We start from the raw sequence: 21,555 nt of genomic DNA, 5'->3' as shown, positions 1-21,555 counted from the left end.
CCATTACCTCATCTTATTTTATGCTATTAACATTTTGACGGACGACACCTTATGTCTGAACTTCATCTATTAAGTACCGATCAGCTCATTGTGGGCTTACAAGACAAACAATTTAGCAGCGCGGAATTAACCGAGCACTATATCAAGCGCATCGACGCGCTAGACAGCAAGATCAATAGCTTTATCACGCATACTTCTGAGACTGCACGTGCACAAGCAAAAGCGGCAGACGAGATGCGTGCACAAGGCGATAAGCGTCCGCTACTTGGCGTGCCGATGGCGCACAAAGACATCTTTTGTACCCAAGGCGTATTGACGACTTGTGGTTCAAAGATGCTGCATAACTTTGTCTCACCATATAACGCGACCATCGTCTCTAACATCGACAACGCTGGCATGATTAGCTTGGGCAAGCTCAACATGGATGAGTTTGCGATGGGCTCAGACAACAGCAGCTCGTACTACGGTACGGTACAGAACCCTTGGAACCTAGAGCGCGTCCCTGGTGGCTCATCAGGTGGTAGTGCTGCCGCGGTTGCCGCTGGTTTTGTGCCAGTTGCTACCGGTAGTGACACGGGTGGCTCTATTCGTCAGCCTGCTTCATTCTGCGGACTAACCGGTATCAAGCCTACTTACGGCCGTGTGTCACGCTTTGGTATGATTGCCTATGCCTCAAGTCTAGACCAAGCCGGTAGCATGGGACGTAGCGCAAAAGACTGCGCTTACCTGCTACAGCCAATGATTGGTCATGATCCGCGTGATGCCACCTCTATTAAACATGAAATGCCTAACTACGTACAAGATATCAATGATGCTCAGGCTGCTGCTGGTGATAAGCCATTTGAAGGTCTTCGTATCGGTGTGGCAAAAGAATACTTTGGTGCAGGGCTTGATAGTGAAGTTGAGCAAGCAGCCCGTGCTGCCTTGAAAAAATACGAAGAGCTGGGCGCAACGATTGTAGAAGTAAACATCACTGATCCTGAGATCACGCTTGCCACTTACTATATGTTAGCGCCTGCTGAAGCATCATCGAACCTATCACGCTTTGATGGCGTACGTTTTGGCTATCGCTGTGAGAACCCAACGGATCTGATCGATCTATATACACGCTCACGCTCTGAAGGGTTTGGCCCTGAAGTACAGCGCCGTATCTTGACCGGCACTTATGCGCTATCGGCTGGCTACTTCGATGCTTACTATACAAAAGCACAGAAGATTCGCCGCCTAATCGTCAAAGACTTCGATGAAGCGTTTGCTAGTTGTGATGTGATTGCTAGTCCAACGGCACCGACAGCAGCCTATAAGCTGAGTGAAGATCTTGACCCTGCAACCATGTACTTAGGCGACGTCTATACCATCGCGGTCAACCTAGCAGGTCTGCCTGCACTTAGCCAACCAGTTGGTTTGACTAAGGAAGGTCTACCTATTGGCCTGCAGTTAATCGGTAAGCACTGGCAAGAGAGTCAACTGCTTACGACTGCGCATCTATTCCAGCAGCATACAGACCATCACTTACAACACTCAGCCATCGCAAAGGAGACGGTATAATGAACACAGCAACTACTGATAACAATGCCGTCCGTGAACACGCCGTGCGTAAAGAACTATTTGTCGATGGTTATGAAGTGGTCATCGGCATTGAGATTCACTGCCAGCTAAACACAGAAAGTAAAATATTCTCAAGTGCACCGACTGATTTTGGTCATGAGCCAAACAGCCAAGCGAGTATCGTTGACTTAGGTCTACCTGGCGTATTACCCGTGTTAAATGCTGGCGTGGTCGATCGCGCGCTAAAATTCGGTATCGGTGTCAATGCTGAGCTGGGTCTGTTTAATACGTTTGACCGTAAGAACTACTTTTACCCTGACTTGCCGAAAGGCTATCAAATCACCCAGATGGCCAACCCTATCGTGGGTGAAGGTTACATCGATGTCGTGGTCAATGAAGGGGATAAAAACGAATATCCTAAACGTATGGGTATCACCCGCGCGCATCTAGAAGAAGATGCAGGTAAATCAGTGCATGATGCTGTCGACGGTATGACTGGTGTCGATCTTAACCGCGCTGGTACGCCGCTGATCGAAATCGTCTCTGAGCCAGACATGCGCTCAGCTCACGAAGCACTTGCCTACATCAAAGCCATTCATCAGCTAGTCACGTGGCTCGGTATCTCAGATGCCGTAATGGCTGAAGGCTCGTTCCGCTGTGATTGTAACGTCTCTGTGCGCAAACCAGGCGCTGATCTCGGTACCCGTACTGAGCTCAAGAACTTGAACTCGTTCCGCTTTATCGAGCGTGCCATCAATCGTGAGATTGAGCGTCAAATCGATATCATCGAAGACGGTGGCAAAGTCGTTCAAGCAACGATGCTATATGATCCAGAGCGTGATGAAACGCGTACCATGCGTACCAAAGAAGACGCCAACGACTATCGCTACTTCCCTGATCCTGACTTGCTACCTGTCCGTATCGAGCAGCACACGGTTGATGCCATCAAAGCCGCCATGCCTGAGCTACCAGTGGCTCGCCGTGCACGCTTCGAAGAAGCGCTTGGTCTATCAGAGTATGACGCACGTATCCTGACTGGTAGTCGTCAACTTGCCGATTACTTCGAAGATGTGGTGGCTGAAATCGGTCAGTCAGATGCCAAAATGGCTGGTAACTGGGTCATGGGCGACTTGCTCGGTGCACTGAACAAGGATGATAAAGACATCGTCGACTCCCCTATCAGCGCCAAACAGTTGGCTGGCATGCTAAAGCGTATCAAAGATGACACGCTATCTGGCAAACTGGCCAAGAAAGTTTTTAGTGCTCTATATGAGCGCGAAGGTGGCAATGATGATGACGCGGCAGATAAGATCATCAAAGACAAAGGTCTCAAGCAAGAAACTGACACGGGCGCTATCAAAGCCATGGTAGAAGAGGTCATCGCAAAAAACGAAGCCATGGTAGAAGAATATCGCGGCGGTAAAGAAAAAGCCTTTAACGGTCTAGTCGGTCAGGTCATGAAAGCCAGCCGCGGTAGTGCTAACCCGCAGCAAGTGAACCAAATTTTAAAAGAGCTATTGGGTTAAAGCTACCTATACAATAGCAATACTGGCTGTGATGCGTAGAATAATGTGGTAGATTTTGGCTGATATAAATAGCCCTTGCAATATACATAATTTTGCGTAAAATAGTCAGTCACTCGGGGCGTAGCGCAGTCTGGTAGCGCACTACACTGGGGGTGTAGTGGTCGCAGGTTCAAATCCTGCCGTTCCGACCAAACATAGCAGTAAAGAGAAAAGCCAATCATTGTTTTCAATGGTTGGCTTTTTTTTGTGCTGTTCTAAATCTTGAACTATGGATTTCTTAAAGAATAGTTTATCAACAATTCCTATTAAGTGTTCTTACTTTATTAGGTTGTACAAAGATAATAGTTCAGCAATAATCATAGACCTAACTAAGTTAATCTAACTTATGTGCATAAAATAGTAGGCGTATTAATGTTTAGTCAACAAACTATGTTCAATAGCTTCAAACAAAATCTTCCTATGATAGTATCAGTGCTGACGCTCCTATTTCTATCTCATATACTCATTAACTATATAGTAGACAATATCAATTGTTTAAATTGTTTTTTAGGTACTAATCTAGCTTTTTGGGTTCAAACAACTCTAATTGGACTTTCTGCTTTCTTCGCTTACCTAGCCTTTAGATCCCATGAAAAAACATCTAGTCAAAGAGCCACTATTGACCTGATGCTAGCACAGAATTCCGATTCTAATTATCAAGATATGCGAGACAACTTTGCAAAACTTAGAGCAGAAAACGCAGATTTGACGACACAGTTGAATGACAACCCTGTTTTTAGACGTGAAGATAATAGACCTATAATGACAGTGTTAAACCAATATGAGTTTATATCTACAGGTATACGAGAGAAGGCTTTAGATGAGAAAATATACAAAAGTGTATATAGAGGGATATTGATAAAAGATTATGAGTTTATCTCCCCATGGCTTGCTCAATTGAGAAGTTTAGAAAACAATTCTAAGATTGGTGAGGAATTTGAAAGACTAGCATTAAAATGGAAGAAAGAAAGTGAAAACCTATAGCTGTTATCGTTTTTCTGATGCTGGCCACCATTAAATCATTACTGCACATACTCCTTATCCAAATTACTCAGTTGATCGTTAAAGATAGACATTTTAGATTTAATACCCTCAAAACTGAATGAAATTAGTTTTTTATTATCCTGATCTAATCACTTCAACCCTAACCGATACTCGTATCCTACAGACTTTTATAGAGCGAGCCGTTAGGGTAAATGCTACCCCTTACACTGGTTTATCTTATGTCACAGCCTGTCAATCAGCCCACATCTAACCATCTTATAGATAACGCCCCTTGGGAAGCATACCGTCGACCTTATGTGCGTGATTTGGCTTATGTGCTGGCATGCCCCAATGTTTTGACCCAGTGGTTAGATTTTGCGCCGCATGAGAACACACATGCGGTTGCCGTGCATAGTGCACAATTTTGGCAGACGCAGTTTGAGGCGTACGAACAACGCTTAACTGAGCTAGATACTACCACTGCCTATCAAGAGTTGACCCGCTATTTACTCAAGCGCCCCAGCCCCAATCGATTAGGTTTTCATTTTGAAGGGTTACTGTCATTTTGGTTAGAGGATGGCTATGCGCGTAACCTGCATCCGTATGAGACACTGGCGAATAATGTGCAGCTGTATAATGGTAAGCAGACGGTCGGTGAACTTGATTTGATTTTGTACAACCATGCAGAAGGTTCGGTAGAGCATTGGGAACTGGCGATTAAATTCTTCATGGGCTCAGCGCCGTTTGAACCTGAGAACTGGGTTGGGATCAACTCCAACGATAATCTACAGCGTAAGATGACGCACATGCAGACTAAGCAGTTTCGAGCGGTGTGGGTAGATACTGAAGATCAAGGACAAGTCAAAATCGATAAGCGCTATGGTGTAATAAAAGGACGATTCTTTTTGCCGATTAATACCACTAACCTTGGCGATTATGAGTGGCCTTTGTGGCTTACACTTAGCTTTCCGATACATGAATGGTGTGACAAGAGGGACAAGGCAGGTCTTGCTACGATTGACACCACTGCATTGCGAGCTGCGCATTATATTGAGTGGTTTACTCAGCGCAGCTTTTATAATGACCGTCAGCAGCAGCTAGGCTGGTCAGATAGCGAGTTACCTGGGACAGGCTTGTACTTTGAGGGTGATAGGCCCATCGTCATTTACCCAAGAAGGCTAAACTCAGACACAGAATCAGAATAAAACCCAGAATAAATTGATAAACCAACTTAGTTAGCTTAGGTAGATTAAAGGCTCATAGCCCAAACAGTACTGTAATAAGGAACATGGTTTGGACGGTATGGCTTAAATAACAATATTGTTTCAAGCGTCAAATCTATCTAATGAGCTACTCAATAACTCTCGATGACTTGCATCAGCTCATATCTCAGCATATCGGCACTCGGCATACGCTCAGCGTGAAAACGGACAATAGCGATACCTGCACTCGCAAGGGCTTTGTCTTTTTTGTCATCGGCTTTTTGCCGCGCTTTACTATTGTGAGTCCAGTCGTCGAGCTCGATAGCAAGCAGCGTGGTCTGAGCATCAATGTCTACAATCACATAATCAACACTCTGACGACAGATACGATTGAACCAAAAGCTGCGCTCAGATGTCTCATCACTATTGGCCTCGATGATTCGTGACAGCTGAACCTGCACAAATATATGATACTCAGGCAATGCGTTTTTTAATTTATTAAAAAAGATGACCTCGGTATCTGTCATGATCGGCATCGGTGCAAATGGCCAGATGGCCAGCTCGTCGCCGCGCACAGGCTTTGGGTCAGGCTCAACGATTGGGCGTCGTCTGGCTGACAGTTTCGGTAACGTAATCAGCCCTAAAAACCCAACGGCCAAAATTAAAAATATAACGCCAAATGACATGGTTTTACCTTATACAATATGAATATGATCTGTCAGTCATTCGCATCAAAAGGCATCGATGACTGACCAATCACAACGCGGCAACCTATATAGGCTGACAAGTTATACAAAGACAAATAATAAAATGGTGCTCATCGTACCCAAGCTTACCTCAATCGGCAAACAATAAAACAAAAAACACGACAGTAGATGTCGTGTTTTGATAAATCAGTAGATATTAGACCAGCACATATTAGCTCGGCATCATAACGCGTGTTTCATTTATCCAAACACAACTGCATCGCTACGCCTTTTAGTCTATGGCTTAACGCCAGTATAGTACCCAAGCACTCGTCGTGTTGACATTCGGATCGCTATTGATCTTGTCTTTTAGTGCCAATGCAGCAACTTTGCCGCGCTCAGGACCGACGACAACACGTACACCGCGACTGGTAGGACTGGTCTTTACTTGATAGCCTGCGGATTGGAATTTTTTTGCTAATTGATCTGCTTTGGCTTGGTTGTCTGCTAATGCCACTTGTACTCCAAAGCTACCTTTTGCATCGGTCTCTTTTACTTCTTTACGCGCTTCGCTAAGTTTTTGCTGGGCGTCACGTTTGGCATCGGTAGATTTCTTCGCAAGCGCTTCCTCTTGTTCGCGCTTCTTCTCACGCGCTTGCTCAGCTGCTACCGCTTCACGCTCTAGACGTTGTACTTGGCTACGAGATGGTATAGTGATTTCTTGACCCAACTGTAGTGAGGTCGATGGTGAGATATTATTTGCCTGAGCCAATACTTCGACAGGCATATTGTACTGCCTTGCCAGTTTAATCAGTCCATCACCTTTTTTTACTTGATAATCAGAGGATGATTTTGGTGGTTCGTTTTTAGCCGCTTCGGCTGCTTCCCGCTTTTTTTCAGCGGCTGCTTGCGCCTCAGCTTGCTTTTTAGCTTCAGCCTGTCTCTTGGCTTCTGCTTCTTTTTTACTCTCTGCCAGTTTTTTGGCTGCGGCTTGCTCTTGAGCCTCTTGCTGCTTTTTCGCCTGTGCTTCTTTTACTGCATCGTCCGCGGCTTTGATCAGTTTATCAGCGTCCTGTACTTCTTTGCTTGTCGCATTACTTTGCGTGTTGGTTGCATCTGCTGATTCATCGGTCTGCTCACTTGTCGCAGCAATGTTCTGCACATACTGCTGACTCTCGGCACGGGCTTTGGCCAGTGCTTCTGCTTCAGCAACTTCTTGCTCAGTCAAAAACTCTTTTGCACGCTTTTCTTGCTCTGCGACACGCGCAGCCCGTTCTTTTTGCTTTTGCGCAAGGATGCGTTTTTCTGTCTCTATATCAGTCGTTAGCGGCTGCGGCACCTCCTCTTCAACACTTGGCTTTTCTATCAGCGCGGTTGCAGGCTCTGGCTGATTGCTCTCACCGATCTGCTGCACCATGGCATATAGCATCACGCTACCGCCTAGAATCATCCCAATGCCCAATAAGGCTTGTCTCGAAAAGTTCATCCGTTTACGTCTCTTAGTTGGTGATAAGGTTGATTGGGCGGTGCTTTGACTGTCTTGTATCAATAGTACCATTGATACAAGACATATCGCTTGCCGCCAGTTAATGCCATCAGTGTTCAAGATTTGTGCCGACTATCGCCTACCAGTCTTACAAATCATTTTGATTATAAAGCATAATTTTTGTGCTGTCTGCTATCCGGCTACGACTAAGATTAACATTAAACTGGCGTTATTTTAAATTAAATTATCATATGGTAAGTGCACTCAATGCCTCGCCAATGGTATGAAACGAGCCACATACCACAATGAGGTCTTGCGGTTGGCTGGCCTCTACCACTGCATGAGTCGCGGCGTGCAAACCATCGCACTCATGAATGTTGTCGCTATCAATATACTTAGCCAACACACCCTCTAGCTGCTCAGTGCTCGCAGCACGTGGATAGTCAATCTCAGCCAGATACCAATCACTAATCGGTAGACCTGCTTGAGTCAGACGCTGCACCACCATATCGATGTCTTTATCACCCAACATAGAGAACAGCATGTTTATCTTTGGCATACCTTTATCAGTTTGGCTGCTGTGTTTTGCCACATGTTGCTGCCAAAATGGTAGCAACTGCGCGATCAAAAACTCAACGCCTTGCTCATTGTGCGCCACATCAAACAACCAATGTCGACCATGACTCTCACGATAGTCGAAGCGCCCAGCCAGTTTGACCGTATGTAGCGCGTGCTCAATAGCGCTGATATCAACCTCTAGCGGGCTTGCGAGCACTGCCGATAGAGCGTTAGCTGTATTGGTCAAGGATAGTGCGGGACGAGGTAATTGCAGGGTGACAGCCGCATTGCTGTATTGCCAAGTCGTTGAGTCAATATCGCGGTAGTTGAAATCTTGTCCAATCTGATAGCAAGTTGCCTGTTTCTCGTCAATAGCATGTTGCACGCTAGACGGCATTGCAGTAGCCCCATAAATAAGAGGAATGCCTTGTCGTAAGATACCTGCTTTTTCGCGTCCGATATCCTCGACATTGTCACCTAGCCAGTCGACATGATCGATACCAATATTGGTAATCACCGCCATATCAGGATCGATGATATTGACGACATCAAGCCTGCCGCCGAGCCCCACCTCTAACACCCAAACATCACAGTCAGCCTCAGCGAATATCAGTAGTGCTGCAAGCGTCGTCATTTCAAAGAACGACAAGGTCAAGTCACACGCTAATCGAGCTGACTCTACCTTGCTAAATGCGTGAATCAGTGTCTCGTCGCTGACCATTTCGCCATTGATACGCACGCGCTCGTTAAAGACACTAAGATGCGGTGACTGGTATAGCGCTGTCTTATAACCTGCGGCTTTACACATTTCAGCGATGACAGCGGTCGTAGAGCCTTTACCATTGGTGCCTGCTACAGTGAATACATAAGCATCATCTTTGGCTGACTGTACTACGCCTAGCGCTTCAGCGACAGGCAGTACGCGTGACAGTCCCATATCTATCGCAGACACATGTATTTGCTGCATATAGTTTAGCCATTCGGTCAAGCTAGCTAAGCCAACTTTGTCATTAGGGCTACTAAGATTAGACGCTGAAAAATCAGACATGAATAAAACCTATATAAAATTTGATAAGAGATAAACTATATGTGTTGGCTAAAACCAAAAATAGCATTTACCGTGCAATGACGATAAATGCTATTAGGGGTCTTGCATATGCTGTAGATAGTAGCACGCAGCCATGCGGTTATGCACTCAATAAATGGCTCAGACTACCAAGCCATTCATGCTACTGAGCATCTACGTTCGGTACGCGGCATAGTTTTGCGAGCAAACGATAGATCGTATCAATCAGTTGATGACGATGCACCACTTCATCTACCACACCGTGCTCTAGCAAGAACTCAGCGCGCTGAAATGGCTCTTCTAATGTCTCACGAACGGTCTGCTCGATCACACGCTTACCAGCAAAGCCGATCATGGCTTTTGGTTCTGCTAAATGGATATCACCTAGCATCGCAAGCGACGCCGTGACACCGCCGTAGACAGGATTGGTCAATACTACAATATATGGAATACCAGCGATTTTTAAGCGTTCAATCGCTGCTGCCGTGCGTGCCATTTGCATCAATGACAATAGACCTTCTTGCATACGCGCACCGCCAGAAGCGGCAAAGCATACTAACGGTATCTTCTGCTCTAGCGCCTTTTCGGCAGCTTGGACAAAACGATCACCGACGACCGATCCCATCGAGCCACCCATAAAGCGAAAATCAAAGGCACAAGCGACGATATCAAGGTTACGCAGTTTGCCATACATAGCAACCAGCGCCTCAGACTCACCTGTTTTTTCTTGTGCTTCACTCATACGTGCAGGATATGGTTTACTGTCCACAAAGCTCAACGGGTCTTTTGCCGTGAACTCTTGACCAGTCTCCCCATCTACTTGATCAAGTAACCAGTTCAAGCGCTCACGAGCACTCATTGGTAGATGATGATCACAATGCGGGCACACATAACAATTAAAAATTAGCGCTGTATTAGTGATCATCGAGTGACAGTTACTGCACTTAGTTGATGGCTCAGTCTCTACCGCCGTCAGTGGTGCAGTCAGTTGCTGCTTGATACCCGGGATAGGACGGTTGAACCATGACTGCTTGCCTGTGTTATTTGGCTCAGCGTTAGCAGTATTGTTTTCAGATTTTGTTATTGTATCAGTCATATTATTTGCCATCATAAAAGGCTTATTGACAAGTTTGCTCATTGGCTTGTCATTGAGAGTGTAATGGTCGTCTAAACAAAGCGTCAAACCCAGTCACAACATGAGCAGTTATGCGACATCTCAGATGTTAGGCTAATATGTCGGTACTCTGGCGGTATGCTTGTTGATAGACGATGCAATTATGAGGATAATCACTCACAATACACTGCTATCAGACGCCATATAATAATCATGTTAGTTTACACTCGTAAACTAAATTTAGCAAAGTCATTATTTAGCAAAGTCATTTAGTATTGTCTTTACGTAGAGCATTTGAGTAAAGTCTTTAAGAAGACAATAGCGGCGATTTGACTTTGCCGTTTCAAATAACTATCTCTTTAAATAACAGTAATACTAAGGCAATAGCTACTAAGCACTTAAACTGTCCAGCGCACTACGTAGCTCATCCATTTTTCCCATGATTCTCTGCTGGGCATTGGCAACTGCCGCAGCATCATTGGCATCAATATCGGCAAAGTTCTGTACCAATGCACTACCGACGATAACACCATCTGCATGAGTACCGATTGCTTTTGCAGAGGCACCATCACGGATACCGAAACCAACGCATACTGGTAAGTCTGTTTCCGCTTTGATCGCCTGAACTTGCGTGGCAACGTCATCTGTATCTAGGGTGGCTGAACCCGTCACGCCTTTTAGCGACACATAATAGATATAACCGCCGCAATGGGTCAATACTTGCTCACGGCGTTCAGGTAATGTCGTTGGCGATAGCAAGAAAATCTCATTCATCGCATGGTCAGTTAGATGCTGAGTGAAGCTGCCCGCCTCGGCTGGTGGCAAATCTACCATCAATAGACCGTCAACGCCTGACTGCTCACATAGTGCCACAAAGTTGTCATAGCCGATGATTTCCACAGGGTTGAGATAACCCATTAGGATAATCGGCGTTTGCGTATCGGTTTGACGGAACTCTGCCACCATCTTGAGCGCATCACGCGTACTGGTACCGGCGGCTAATGCACGCTCGCCTGCCAACGCAACAGTCGGACCATCTGCCATTGGGTCAGAGAACGGTAAGCCAACTTCGATCATGTCGGCGCCGTGCTTGACCAATTCATGCAGTAGACCGACAGTGGTTGCAGGATTAGGATCGCCTGCCATCACATAAGGAATCAGGGCTTTTTTATTTTGTGATTTTAAGGTTTCAAAGGTACTTTCAATTCGGGTCATAGTGATCTCTTAGTTATTATAAACTGGCTTATTTGACCCTTTATCTAACAGTATCTGTCAGACAAAGGATGCTAAGCTATTTTTCTTATGAGGGAGTGTCTAGTAACTTGTAAGATTATTAGCTTACAGAGGCAGTCGCTACTACATCTCGATCCCTTCTGCCTTCATGACTGAATGCAAATCTTTATCACCGCGACCTGACATATTAACGATAATCGTCTGATCAGGGGTCATGGTTTTAGCCAGTTTCAATGCATAAGCGACGGCATGAGCAGTCTCAAGCGCAGGGATGATACCTTCTTTACGCGTGGCTTCATGGAAGCCTTCTAGCGCTTCTTTGTCAGTACAGCCGACATACTCAACACGCTTCATGTCTTTTAGGAAGCTGTGCTCAGGGCCAACGCCAGGATAATCAAGACCTGCTGAGATGGAATGTGTCTCCTGAATCTGACCATCATCATCTGCCATTAGGTAGGTGCGGTTACCATGCAGTACACCGATGCGACCTGCCGCCAATGGCGCAGAATGGCGACCTGATTCGATACCATCGCCCGTGGCTTCGACGCCATACATTTTGACATCGGTGTCATTGAGGAAATCAAAGAACAGACCAATAGCGTTTGAGCCACCACCCACACAAGCGACTAATGCATCAGGAAGCTTGCCTGTTTTTTCTAAATGCTGGATACGGGCTTCTTTACCAATAATCGCTTGGAAATCACGCACCAATAGAGGATAAGGGTGCGGACCTGCCACCGTACCGATAATATAATACGTGCTATCGACATTAGTTACCCAGTCACGCATGGCTTCGTTCATTGCGTCTTTGAGCGTACGTGAACCAGAAGTAACTGGTACTACTGTCGCACCAAGCAAGCGCATACGATAGACGTTCATCTTTTGACGCTCGACATCGTCGGCACCCATATAGACGATACATTCTAGTCCTAGGCGTGCTGCAATCGTTGCCGTCGCGACACCATGCTGTCCTGCGCCAGTTTCAGCAATAATGCGTTTCTTGCCGCACATTTTGGCAAGCAATGCCTGACCGATCGTATTGTTTACTTTGTGCGCGCCTGTATGGTTAAGGTCTTCACGCTTAAAGTAAATTTGCGCTCCGCCAATTTCATCGCTTAGACGCTTGGCATGATACAACGGTGTTGGACGACCGACATAATTGACCAAATCGTTGTGATACTCTTCCCAAAACGCTGGATCTGCTTTGACTTTGGTGTAGAGCGTCTCTAGTTCTTCTAGGGCAGCCATTAGCGTCTCAGAGACAAAACGTCCACCATGTACACCAAAGTGTCCACGTACGTCGGGATACTGGTTAAAGTCCTGTACATTTTCAGGATTGGTAAAGGTGTTTAAAGACTGTGCTGTATCAGATAAATCTTTATTAGCGACATGACTCATGATAATTCCTACTGTAATAAGTGGTATTTTTTAGAATAAATATAAAGGGAAAATAAGATTCGAACAGAAAGATCGGAATAACGATCAGATAAGCCTATTATATATAGAAAATCACCTATCATAAAAAACTTAAGCGACGTCAGTGACCGTTTCGTTTTGCCATCGATCACGCTTGACTGCTTTCATAAAGGCACGCATTTTGGCAGTGTCTTTTTTGCCCTTGTCACTCTCGATACCGCCACTGACATCGACGCCATAGATAGGTAGATTAGAAGTTTCTGCAACATTCTGCGCATCGAGACCACCAGCCAATACAACTGGCAGCGTACTGTCTTGTGGAATAAGACTCCAGTCAAAGCGCTGCCCTGTACCGCCGTATGTCGCTTGATGATAAGCATCTAACAAGATACTACTGGCCCCTGCGCTAGCAAACTGCGCGATCTGAGCACGAACGCTATCGGGCGTGTCTTGCTCTGCATTGATACGTAGCGCTTTGATCCAGCGCTTATTGACCATGCTTGCCAGCTGCGCGCATTGTTCAGGCGTCTCATCACCATGGAACTGAATGATATCAAAAGGTACATCGTTTGCTAATTTGACTAGCGCATCTTCAGGCATATTAACCACTAGCGCCACGACGCTCACAAAAGCAGGCACGGCAGCAGCGAGTGTCTGCGCTTGCGTCAGTGTGACTGCGCGCGGACTTGGTGGATAAAACACCAAACCGACCGCATCAGCACCTAACTGTGCTGCAGTCTGAATATCACTAAGCTGAGTAAACCCGCAAAACTTAACGTGCATGTCGTGACCTTTGATTTTTTGGGACTTCTTCTTTCTTAAAACTGATGACTTCTTTAGAACTGCTTATCTTTTGAGATTTCGTATTTCTAAGCATGACACCGATTATAACGGCATCAGACAGGTTTGAGCTAAAGGTAAATCGTTAGATATGATGATGATTTGTTACTCAAACGGCAAAGCCATTGCATCCAAAAACTTATCCTAGCATACTTTTATCACCAGTTTTGTTTATGATTGCGATTGATTAATATAGGGATACTTTGATGTCTAAGACTACTAACAACAGTGGTAGCAATAATAAGAATAGCGACAGTAGCAGTAGCGATAGTCCGTTGCATTACTTAATGTGGTTTCGTCGGGACCTACGCCTTCATGATAATACCGCATTGGCAGCGCTGTGCGAACGCGCTAATGAGGACAATGCATCAGTATCTGCTGTGTTTTTTTTGACACCTGAGCAGTGGCAAGAGCATGACACTTCTCTTGTCCAAGTCGATCACATTATCCGCACCTTGCCTAATCTAGCAAAGGACTTGCAATCAAAACTCAATATTACCTTGATCGTACAGCTCTGTCCTAGTTTCTCTGACTGTATAGAGGCTCTGACAAGCTTATGCAGTGACAACGATATCAGCTGCGTTATGGCCAATCATGAGTATGAGGGTAATGAGATCGATCGTGATGAGCAGGTAAGCAACCAGCTTACAAAAGATGATATCGAGTTCGTCCGCTGGCATGATCAATGTATCTTGCCACCGCTGAGCATTACGACCAACGACGGCGACAGTATGTATAAAGTCTTTACGCCGTTTTATAAGAAATGGCGACATACCTTGGACGTGAGCACCATCCAAATGCATGACGCATCAGCGGTCGACTGCGATGATAAGCTCAATCTAAAATCGTCAAAACATACGGCGACCACAATCGATGATATCGAAACACTCAGTAAAAAAATGCTCAATGATTATCAAAAGACGCTAGAGAAAGAAGACTCATTAGCGCATATCGATATAGAAACCCAGTTGACTGCCGCAAGAGACGCCTATCCTGCAGGCGAATCTGCTGCTTGCCAGCGTGTAGAGGCATTTATCGCTGATGATATCAATGATTATGATGTCAGCCGTGATGTACCACATCTGCATGCTACCAGTCAGCTATCGGCTTATCTCACTATAGGCTCTATCAGCCCTAGATTCTGCTATCTACAAGCAAGCATAGCTCAAGAAGAACTGCACGGCAATGATAGCGATAATGAAGACATCAACCGCTGGATAAGTGAGCTTGCATGGCGCGACTTCTATCGTCATGTGCTGGTTGACAAGCCCAACCTGATTCGTCACAAAGCGTACAAAGAAGACACCGATACCAAAGTCAGTTGGTCATACGATGAAGATGATTTTAAATCATGGTATACCGGCATGACCGGTGTGCCACTCGTTGATGCGGCAATGCGCTGCTTAAATGCGACTGGATTTATGCACAACCGATTGCGTATGGTCACAGCGATGTTTTTGACCAAGGACTTATTGATTGATTGGCGCTTAGGTGAGCGCTACTTTATGCAGCAGCTCATCGATGGTGACTTTGCGTCCAATAATGGCGGCTGGCAGTGGAGCGCATCAACAGGTACTGACTCAGCGCCCTACTTCCGTATTATGAATCCTTTTAGCCAAGGCAGTACGCATGACAAAAAAGCATTGTTCATCAAAACATGGCTACCGGAACTAAAAGATATCCCCGCGAGCACCCTGCATAGTGAAGACAAAATGCGTAAAGCACTGTCAAAGGATGGGGAGTTTGCCGATGTTGATTACCCTGCACCAATGGTCGAACACAAATCAGTCCGAAAACTGGCTATCGCGGAATTCAAGAAAGAGTAACCACTAACTTAGCTTTTAGTAGTGACTGGCAATTGGCATGCGCCTGCACCTTGATTGTTAACAGTGACGACGGCACCTGTTAACGCAAATAGTTGCTGCAATTGCGTTTGGGCATTTTGCAGCGCCATATTCATCACGTCGCCTCTACAAGCACGCTCTAGCACTTCTGCTTTTGCCATACGCTGCGCTTCATCTAATATCTTAGGATCGACTTGCATCATGCCAAACGCACCAGTCTGCCAATCATAAATCTCGATATCATCCAAATATACTGAAAATATCTCTGTAGGTGGTAAGGTAATGTTGATTTGTGGCATGGCTGAGTCAGGTGCCTTGTTCGCGGCTTGCGCGTCATCAGCTTGAACGGGCTGAATGACCTGTACCATTTCAGGTGTTAGCGCACTCAGATCAACCCCTGCCTCTACGCGCCCATGAGCGATAAACAATGCTTTTTGTTCATCTTGCCATAGCTTCATCCAACTGCCCGGTCGCTCACTGGTAATCACGGTATCCACACTAAATGCAACGGTATGTAAGCGGTTAAGCTGCTGAATTTGCGTGACCACACCCTCTCGTGTGATGGTCTCTATTGGCTCTTCTTCTGTCACGTTTTGCGCACTATAAATAGCAAAAACGATTGCGGCTAAGCCAATGAGTAGTATCACCCAAGACATCATAGCAATAGGTCTCTTAGCTGATTTTTGAGTGCCATTGGTATGATTGTTATCAGGACTGTTCATAGAGATTCCCTTTATTGATGCTGCATTGTTTTTATAAGGCCAATGGCGCTGTACAGCCGGAGCAAGTACTCACGGTATAAATGCGACTATTGTGCAGTAAATTCAAGTAATGACTACCAATCCTCTACATAATATCTAGCTGAGCTGTCCATAAAACATCTTACGGTTTGCCATAAAACCATAGGGATAACTTAATTATTCGGCTGTTATTCAAACCTTTGCGTAACGTTCGGTCTGAAAAGTCAAAAAGTCATTGCGTCTTAGGCTAACTTTACCTAACATAGTCAGACTGTATGTATAAAATGTCAGCATAAGTGTGCTTCTCGGGTTTTGACCTGAGTATTTATCATAACTACTTTGCATTTCGGCATCGTGATATATCAGTCTAAATTTGCCACTCTATTGTGAGAGCGGTTTTTACTAATGTGCTTTTATATGGGCATATCAGTAACTAGGAAATACCCTAGATTATTGCTAAGTAATAAAGGTAAGCTTGCGACGGCAGTGAAACGATTAGCCATACGCTCAACATCCTACTATTTCTTATTTTTTTATCGTTGATAAGGTTACGCTTTATTTATGAAAGCCAGTCAATTTTTATTTGCTACACTAAAAGAAACCCCAAGTGATGCTGACATCGCCTCAAGCCAATTGATGGTGCGTGCTGGTCTTATCCGTAAGATCGCTTCTGGGTTATATATTTGGTTGCCTATGGGTTTGCGCATCTTGCAAAAAGTCGAACGTATTGTTCGTGAAGAGATGCAAAACATTGGGGCGCAAGAAGTACTGATGCCCATGACTCAGCCAGCTGAGCTTTGGCAGACGACTGGACGTTTTGATGATTATGGTCCTGAGCTACTGCGTTTCAAAGACCGTCATGATCGCGACTTTGTGCTGGGTCCAACGCACGAAGAAGTCATCACCAACCTTGCCCAAGGTGAGCTGCGTAGTTACAAGCAACTGCCGATAAGTTTCTTTCAGATTCAAAACAAATTCCGTGATGAGATTCGTCCGCGCTTCGGTGTGATGCGTGCACGCGAGTTCACCATGAAAGATGCCTATTCATTTCATGTGGATCAAACCTCATTGGCCAAAACTTATGATGACATGTATGACGCTTATACCCGTATCTTCACCCGTCTGGGTTTAGATTTCCGTGCGGTACAAGCAGACACAGGCTCTATTGGCGGGTTTGCCTCACATGAGTTTCATGTATTGGCAGATAGCGGCGAAGATGATATTGCTTTCTCAGACTCTTCTGATTATGCAGCCAACGTCGAGCTGGCTGAATCTGTCAGCACCGCTGAGCGTCAGACACCTAGCATGGATCGTGAAGACGTACTAACAGAAAAGATGACCACTTGTAAAATGGTCGCTGAGCACTTAGACATCCCATTAGAAAACACGGTCAAAACATTAATCGTACACGGTCATACCGAAAACGATGAGCCACAGCTAATCGCTGTTGTGCTACGTGGCGATCATCAGCTCAATACGATCAAGGCTGAAAAGATTGAAGAAGCCAACGTTCCACTAACGCTCGCCTCTGACGAAGAGCTAAAGGCAGCGGGTCTGCATAAAGGCTATATCGGCGTCAATTTAGATATGCCAGTATTCGTTGATCGCTCAGCAGCAGCATTGTCAGATTTTGTCTGCGGTGCCAACGAAATCAATAAGCACACTATCGGCATGAACTGGGAACGCGACGCCAGCATCACGCGTGTCGTTGATGTACGCAATGTGCAAGAAGGCGACCCTTCTCCTGATGGTAAAGGTAGCCTAAAAATCAAACGCGGTATCGAAGTGGGTCATATCTTCCAATTGGGTGATAAGTACTCACAAGCGATGAATTGCACGGTCTCTGGCGAAGATGGCAAACCTGTAACTCTTATGATGGGTTGCTACGGTATTGGTGTCAGTCGTATCATTGCTGCTGCAATCGAGCAGAACAACGATGACAATGGCATCATGTGGCCAAAAACGCCAACGGTTGATGACTCAATCGCACCTTTTGAAGTCGCCATCATACCGATGAAGTCAAAAGAAGAAACCGTTATGCAAACAGCAACAGCATTGTACGAAGAGCTGAAGTCTCAAGGTATCAATGTGCTGCTCGACGATCGTAACGAGCGTCCAGGCGTCAAGTTTGCTGATCTTGAGTTGATTGGTATTCCGCATCGTATTGTCGTCTCTGATCGTAACCTTGCTGAAGACAAGTACGAGTACGTCAACCGCCGCGAAGCTGAGAAGCAGATGCTAAACCGCGAAGAAGTCATGGCAAAAGTAACCAGCAAATAGCAGTATCAATAAGAACGATAAAAAAAGCGCCTATCTTATGAGATAGGCGCTTTTTTGTTGGCTTAGCATGGTTCGTACTCTAGCCCTAGTAGTGCTAGCACTACTGACGAATCAAGCGGTTAGGCTTAGGTAATAGGCTAATATCGCTCACACGGCAAGGATTGATATCGATACCGCCGCGGCGTGTATACCATGCGCGAACCATCAACTCGCTTGGCTCGTAGTAACGGCTCAGGTCAGCAAATATCTGCTCAACACACTGCTCATGAAAACCATTGTGCTGACGAAAGCTCAATATATAACGCAGCATATTAGCGTTATTAAAACCCTTTTCAGTCGTTATGTATACGGCCAAAGTGCCCCAGTCTGGCTGATTAGTCACTGGGCAATTACTACGCAGTAGATTGGAATAAAAAGTATGCGGCTGCGTACCATCACTTACCATCCTTTCACCGCTCGCCTCTACTTCGTTAGTACTCAGCAATGACGCATCAGGATGCTCAGTTAACCTTACTTTTTCACTGCTATTTGCGAGAGCATCATCAATACAAACCCCTTCAGGCTGAGCAATCAGCAATCCTGTGGCTTTGTCATTCAAGTCGTCATTCAAGCCAAATAGCTCTACTTGTACGTCAGCTTGCAGACAGGCTGATAAGTCTTTGGTAATCAACGTCTGTACATCATTCCAGCTAGCAAACTCAGTAAAGTTAATACTATTCAAATACAACTTAAGTGACTTTGACTCTACGATAAAGGGCGAGCTGGCAGGAATACCGAAGCGCGCAATAGCCACTTGCGAGATACCTTGTGTATTTAACCAAGACATCTCAAACGCCTGCCACCAATCCACACCAACCGTTAACTTGTCATCCTGCCAGCCAATCGCATCACGACCCATACTACGTGCAATAGGATATAGCGTCTCTGGACTATACTCTGTAGGATAGTCTGTGGTTTGCTCACCCAAGATACCGTGGATACTCATCTGTCTTCCTAATATTGGACTGTTAAAAACTTGCTATAACTAATACATTCAGTGGATAGTATCTGTACTACCCTTTTGCATCATACATACTACAAGCGCACGCGCGAACCGTTGCTTAGTAAGCGATAAGCAATCGTATAGAATATCGCACAGAATACAAAAATCGCTGCCATCGAATACCAAACATTGACATCAGAATAGCCAAGAATCCCGTAGCGGAATGAGTTGACCATGTACACGATAGGATTCAGTAGCGAGACATTTTGCCAAAAAGGCGATAAGTTCTCCATCGAATAAAAAACACCACCAAGATAGGTCAATGGGGTCAATACAAAACTCGGTATGATAGAGATATCATCAAATGAGCGTGCAAACACCGCATTGATAAAACCGCCTAGTGAGAACAAAATCGACGTGCCAAGCACCGTAAACACCGTTACAAATAAATGCTCGATACCAAGATCGGTAAAGAATAACGCCACTATCGAAACAATGACCCCAATAGCCAGTCCGCGGAAAATACCACCGCTGATATAACCCATCAAAATGGCATGTTTGGATACAGGCGATACCAATAACTCTTCAATACTAGATGTGAACTTGGCACTAAAAAAGCTCGACACCACGTTCGAGTAACTGTTGGTAATGATCGACATCATGATCAAACCAGGTACGATAAACTGCATGTATGGCACGCCGCCCATCTCACCCACACGCGAGCCAATCATCTTACCAAAGATGACAAAGTACAGACTCATCGTGATCACTGGCGGTAGTAACGTCTGCGGCCAAATACGCAAAATGCGGCGTACTTCTTTGAACCATATCGTACGAAACGCAATCCACTTTTTGCTCAATGACATGGTTTTATTATGATCGGTTAATTCCTGACTCATAATCCCGCCTCCTTCATGCTGTCTGCACTTTCAATATTTTTGTCTACCAAGCGCATAAACAACTCTTCTAATCGGTTGGCTTTATTACGCATACTTCCTACCTTAATGCCTTTATCAGACAACTGATCAAAGACACCATTCAATGACTCGCCTTCTGTCAATGTGACTTCTAGTGTTTGCTCATCCGGTTGTAATATATCTGTCACCCCAGTCAAAGCCAACTGCTCAGTGAGCGGCGTGTCCAAATCAAAAACAAACGTCTCTACTGACAGCTGTGCCAACAAGTCTTTCATTTCCGTATTAATACGAATCTCACCATGATCCAAGATAGCAATGCGTTTACATAGCTGCTCCGCTTCCTCTAAATAATGAGTCGTCAAAATAATCGTAGTGTTTTCTTCGATGTTAATCTGCTGCATAAACTCCCACATGGAACGGCGCAGCTCGATATCAACACCCGCCGTTGGCTCATCAAGAATCAATAGCTTTGGTTTATGAATTAATGCTCGTGCGATCATCAGACGGCGCTTCATACCGCCGGACAGCTCACGTGATTTACTGTCGCGCTTATCCCACAGCCCAAGTGCGGTAAGTAGCCTTTTCGCCCGTGGTTTGGCTTCTTTGGCAGGAATACCGAAGTAACCCGCTTGAGTAATCAAGATATCTTCGACTTTTTCGAACATATTAAAATTAAATTCTTGCGGTACTACGCCAAGGTATTGCTTAGCAATCGAAGGGTTTTCTAGTAGATCTGTCCCAAAGATATGCACACTGCCTGTGGTTGGCTTGAACAGTGAGCTGATAATACCGATCATCGTAGATTTACCTGCACCATTTGGGCCGAGCAGCGCAAAAAACCCACCTTGTGGTACCATTAAATCGACCCCTTTTAGAGCCGAAAAGCCGTTATCGTAGGTCTTGGATAAGCCTTGGATAGAAAGTGCTGGTACATCAGACATGAAGACCTCTTTATTTGTTATCGGTGTATATAAAGTGCCATTTTAGAATAATAGGCTGTGTTGAACATTCGACTGTCATATGGGCAAAAGCCATATAGAAACGCAAGAGTATGAGAATGTTCAACACACTCTACTACCTAGAAGAGACGGTAC

The 21,555-nt window shown here is 45.3% G+C and carries 16 protein-coding genes, 1 tRNA gene and 1 pseudogene; 7 read left to right on the top strand and 11 right to left on the bottom strand.

Going from position 1 to position 21,555, the window contains the following annotated elements:
* Positions 1-51 precede the first annotated feature (51 nt).
* The 5 genes from gatA to AC5JPT_RS12075 all read left to right on the top strand — a co-directional run bounded on the left by gatA (position 52) and on the right by AC5JPT_RS12075 (position 5,302).
* On the top strand, positions 52-1,548 hold the full coding sequence (gene gatA / locus AC5JPT_RS12095) for an Asp-tRNA(Asn)/Glu-tRNA(Gln) amidotransferase subunit GatA (protein WP_493858256.1): 1,497 nt from the start codon (positions 52-54) through the stop codon (positions 1,546-1,548).
* Positions 1,548-3,074: an Asp-tRNA(Asn)/Glu-tRNA(Gln) amidotransferase subunit GatB gene (gatB, locus tag AC5JPT_RS12090; protein ID WP_493858255.1), complete on the top strand. Its 1,527-nt coding sequence runs from the start codon at positions 1,548-1,550 to the stop codon at positions 3,072-3,074. Before gatA ends, gatB begins: the two co-directional genes overlap by 1 nt.
* Before the next feature lie 114 nt (positions 3,075-3,188).
* Positions 3,189-3,265: transfer RNA gene (locus AC5JPT_RS12085), tRNA-Pro, on the top strand.
* Between the two features lie 220 nt (positions 3,266-3,485).
* A complete protein-coding gene (locus AC5JPT_RS12080; protein ID WP_493858254.1) occupies positions 3,486-4,097 on the top strand; it encodes a DUF4760 domain-containing protein in 612 nt (203 codons plus the stop codon).
* 239 nt (positions 4,098-4,336) lie between these two features.
* Positions 4,337-5,302: a DUF1853 family protein gene (locus AC5JPT_RS12075; protein WP_493858253.1), complete on the top strand. Its 966-nt coding sequence runs from the start codon at positions 4,337-4,339 to the stop codon at positions 5,300-5,302.
* A 149-nt stretch (positions 5,303-5,451) separates the two neighbouring features.
* Here the strand turns inward: AC5JPT_RS12075 and AC5JPT_RS12070 are convergent, their stop codons facing one another.
* The 7 genes and pseudogenes from AC5JPT_RS12070 to AC5JPT_RS12040 form a co-directional block, all read right to left on the bottom strand.
* Positions 5,452-5,985 carry a DUF2726 domain-containing protein gene (locus tag AC5JPT_RS12070; RefSeq protein ID WP_493843653.1) on the bottom strand — a complete coding sequence of 178 codons (534 nt, stop codon included), beginning with the start codon at positions 5,983-5,985 and terminating at the stop codon, positions 5,452-5,454.
* A gap of 304 nt (positions 5,986-6,289) precedes the next feature.
* On the bottom strand, positions 6,290-7,471 hold the full coding sequence (locus AC5JPT_RS12065) for a LysM peptidoglycan-binding domain-containing protein (protein WP_493858477.1): 1,182 nt from the start codon (positions 7,469-7,471) through the stop codon (positions 6,290-6,292).
* A gap of 247 nt (positions 7,472-7,718) precedes the next feature.
* Positions 7,719-9,077, bottom strand: coding sequence for a bifunctional folylpolyglutamate synthase/dihydrofolate synthase (locus AC5JPT_RS12060; protein ID WP_493858252.1), 1,359 nt, complete (start codon positions 9,075-9,077; stop codon positions 7,719-7,721).
* Between the two features lie 181 nt (positions 9,078-9,258).
* The gene (accD, locus tag AC5JPT_RS12055) at positions 9,259-10,203 is read right to left on the bottom strand and encodes an acetyl-CoA carboxylase, carboxyltransferase subunit beta (RefSeq protein ID WP_319051791.1); all 945 of its coding nucleotides are present in this window, start codon (positions 10,201-10,203) and stop codon (positions 9,259-9,261) included.
* A gap of 396 nt (positions 10,204-10,599) precedes the next feature.
* Positions 10,600-11,424 carry a tryptophan synthase subunit alpha gene (gene trpA, locus AC5JPT_RS12050; RefSeq protein WP_493858251.1) on the bottom strand — a complete coding sequence of 275 codons (825 nt, stop codon included), beginning with the start codon at positions 11,422-11,424 and terminating at the stop codon, positions 10,600-10,602.
* Positions 11,425-11,565: 141 nt separating this feature from the next.
* Entirely contained in the window at positions 11,566-12,840 is a 1,275-nt protein-coding gene (gene trpB, locus AC5JPT_RS12045; protein WP_493858250.1) for a tryptophan synthase subunit beta, read from the bottom strand.
* A gap of 129 nt (positions 12,841-12,969) precedes the next feature.
* Positions 12,970-13,659, bottom strand: a pseudogene (locus AC5JPT_RS12040) (phosphoribosylanthranilate isomerase); the annotation flags it as partial.
* Positions 13,660-13,904: 245 nt separating this feature from the next.
* On the opposite strand from AC5JPT_RS12040, the gene AC5JPT_RS12035 reads away from it, so the two are divergent.
* Positions 13,905-15,524 carry a cryptochrome/photolyase family protein gene (locus AC5JPT_RS12035; protein WP_493858249.1) on the top strand — a complete coding sequence of 540 codons (1,620 nt, stop codon included), beginning with the start codon at positions 13,905-13,907 and terminating at the stop codon, positions 15,522-15,524.
* 8 nt (positions 15,525-15,532) lie between these two features.
* Here the strand turns inward: AC5JPT_RS12035 and AC5JPT_RS12030 are convergent, their stop codons facing one another.
* On the bottom strand, positions 15,533-16,264 hold the full coding sequence (locus AC5JPT_RS12030) for a DUF4230 domain-containing protein (RefSeq protein WP_493858248.1): 732 nt from the start codon (positions 16,262-16,264) through the stop codon (positions 15,533-15,535).
* Between the two features lie 579 nt (positions 16,265-16,843).
* Here AC5JPT_RS12030 and AC5JPT_RS12025 point away from each other — a divergent pair.
* Complete coding sequence (locus AC5JPT_RS12025; RefSeq protein ID WP_493858247.1) at positions 16,844-18,562, top strand: proline--tRNA ligase; 1,719 nt, start codon at positions 16,844-16,846, stop codon at positions 18,560-18,562.
* 100 nt (positions 18,563-18,662) lie between these two features.
* Here AC5JPT_RS12025 and queF read toward each other — a convergent pair whose 3' ends face one another.
* From queF to AC5JPT_RS12010, 3 genes are all read right to left on the bottom strand, one after another.
* Positions 18,663-19,547, bottom strand: a complete 885-nt coding sequence (gene queF / locus AC5JPT_RS12020) for an NADPH-dependent 7-cyano-7-deazaguanine reductase QueF (protein ID WP_493858246.1) — start codon at positions 19,545-19,547, stop codon at positions 18,663-18,665.
* 89 nt (positions 19,548-19,636) lie between these two features.
* Complete coding sequence (locus AC5JPT_RS12015; protein WP_319051792.1) at positions 19,637-20,410, bottom strand: ABC transporter permease; 774 nt, start codon at positions 20,408-20,410, stop codon at positions 19,637-19,639.
* Between the two features lie 29 nt (positions 20,411-20,439).
* Positions 20,440-21,402, bottom strand: coding sequence for an ABC transporter ATP-binding protein (locus tag AC5JPT_RS12010; RefSeq protein WP_319051738.1), 963 nt, complete (start codon positions 21,400-21,402; stop codon positions 20,440-20,442).
* Positions 21,403-21,555: the final 153 nt, after the last annotated feature.

It is taken from the genome of Psychrobacter sp. H26 (assembly GCF_059073035.1).
This window is presented reverse-complemented; position numbering and strand designations above follow the sequence as displayed.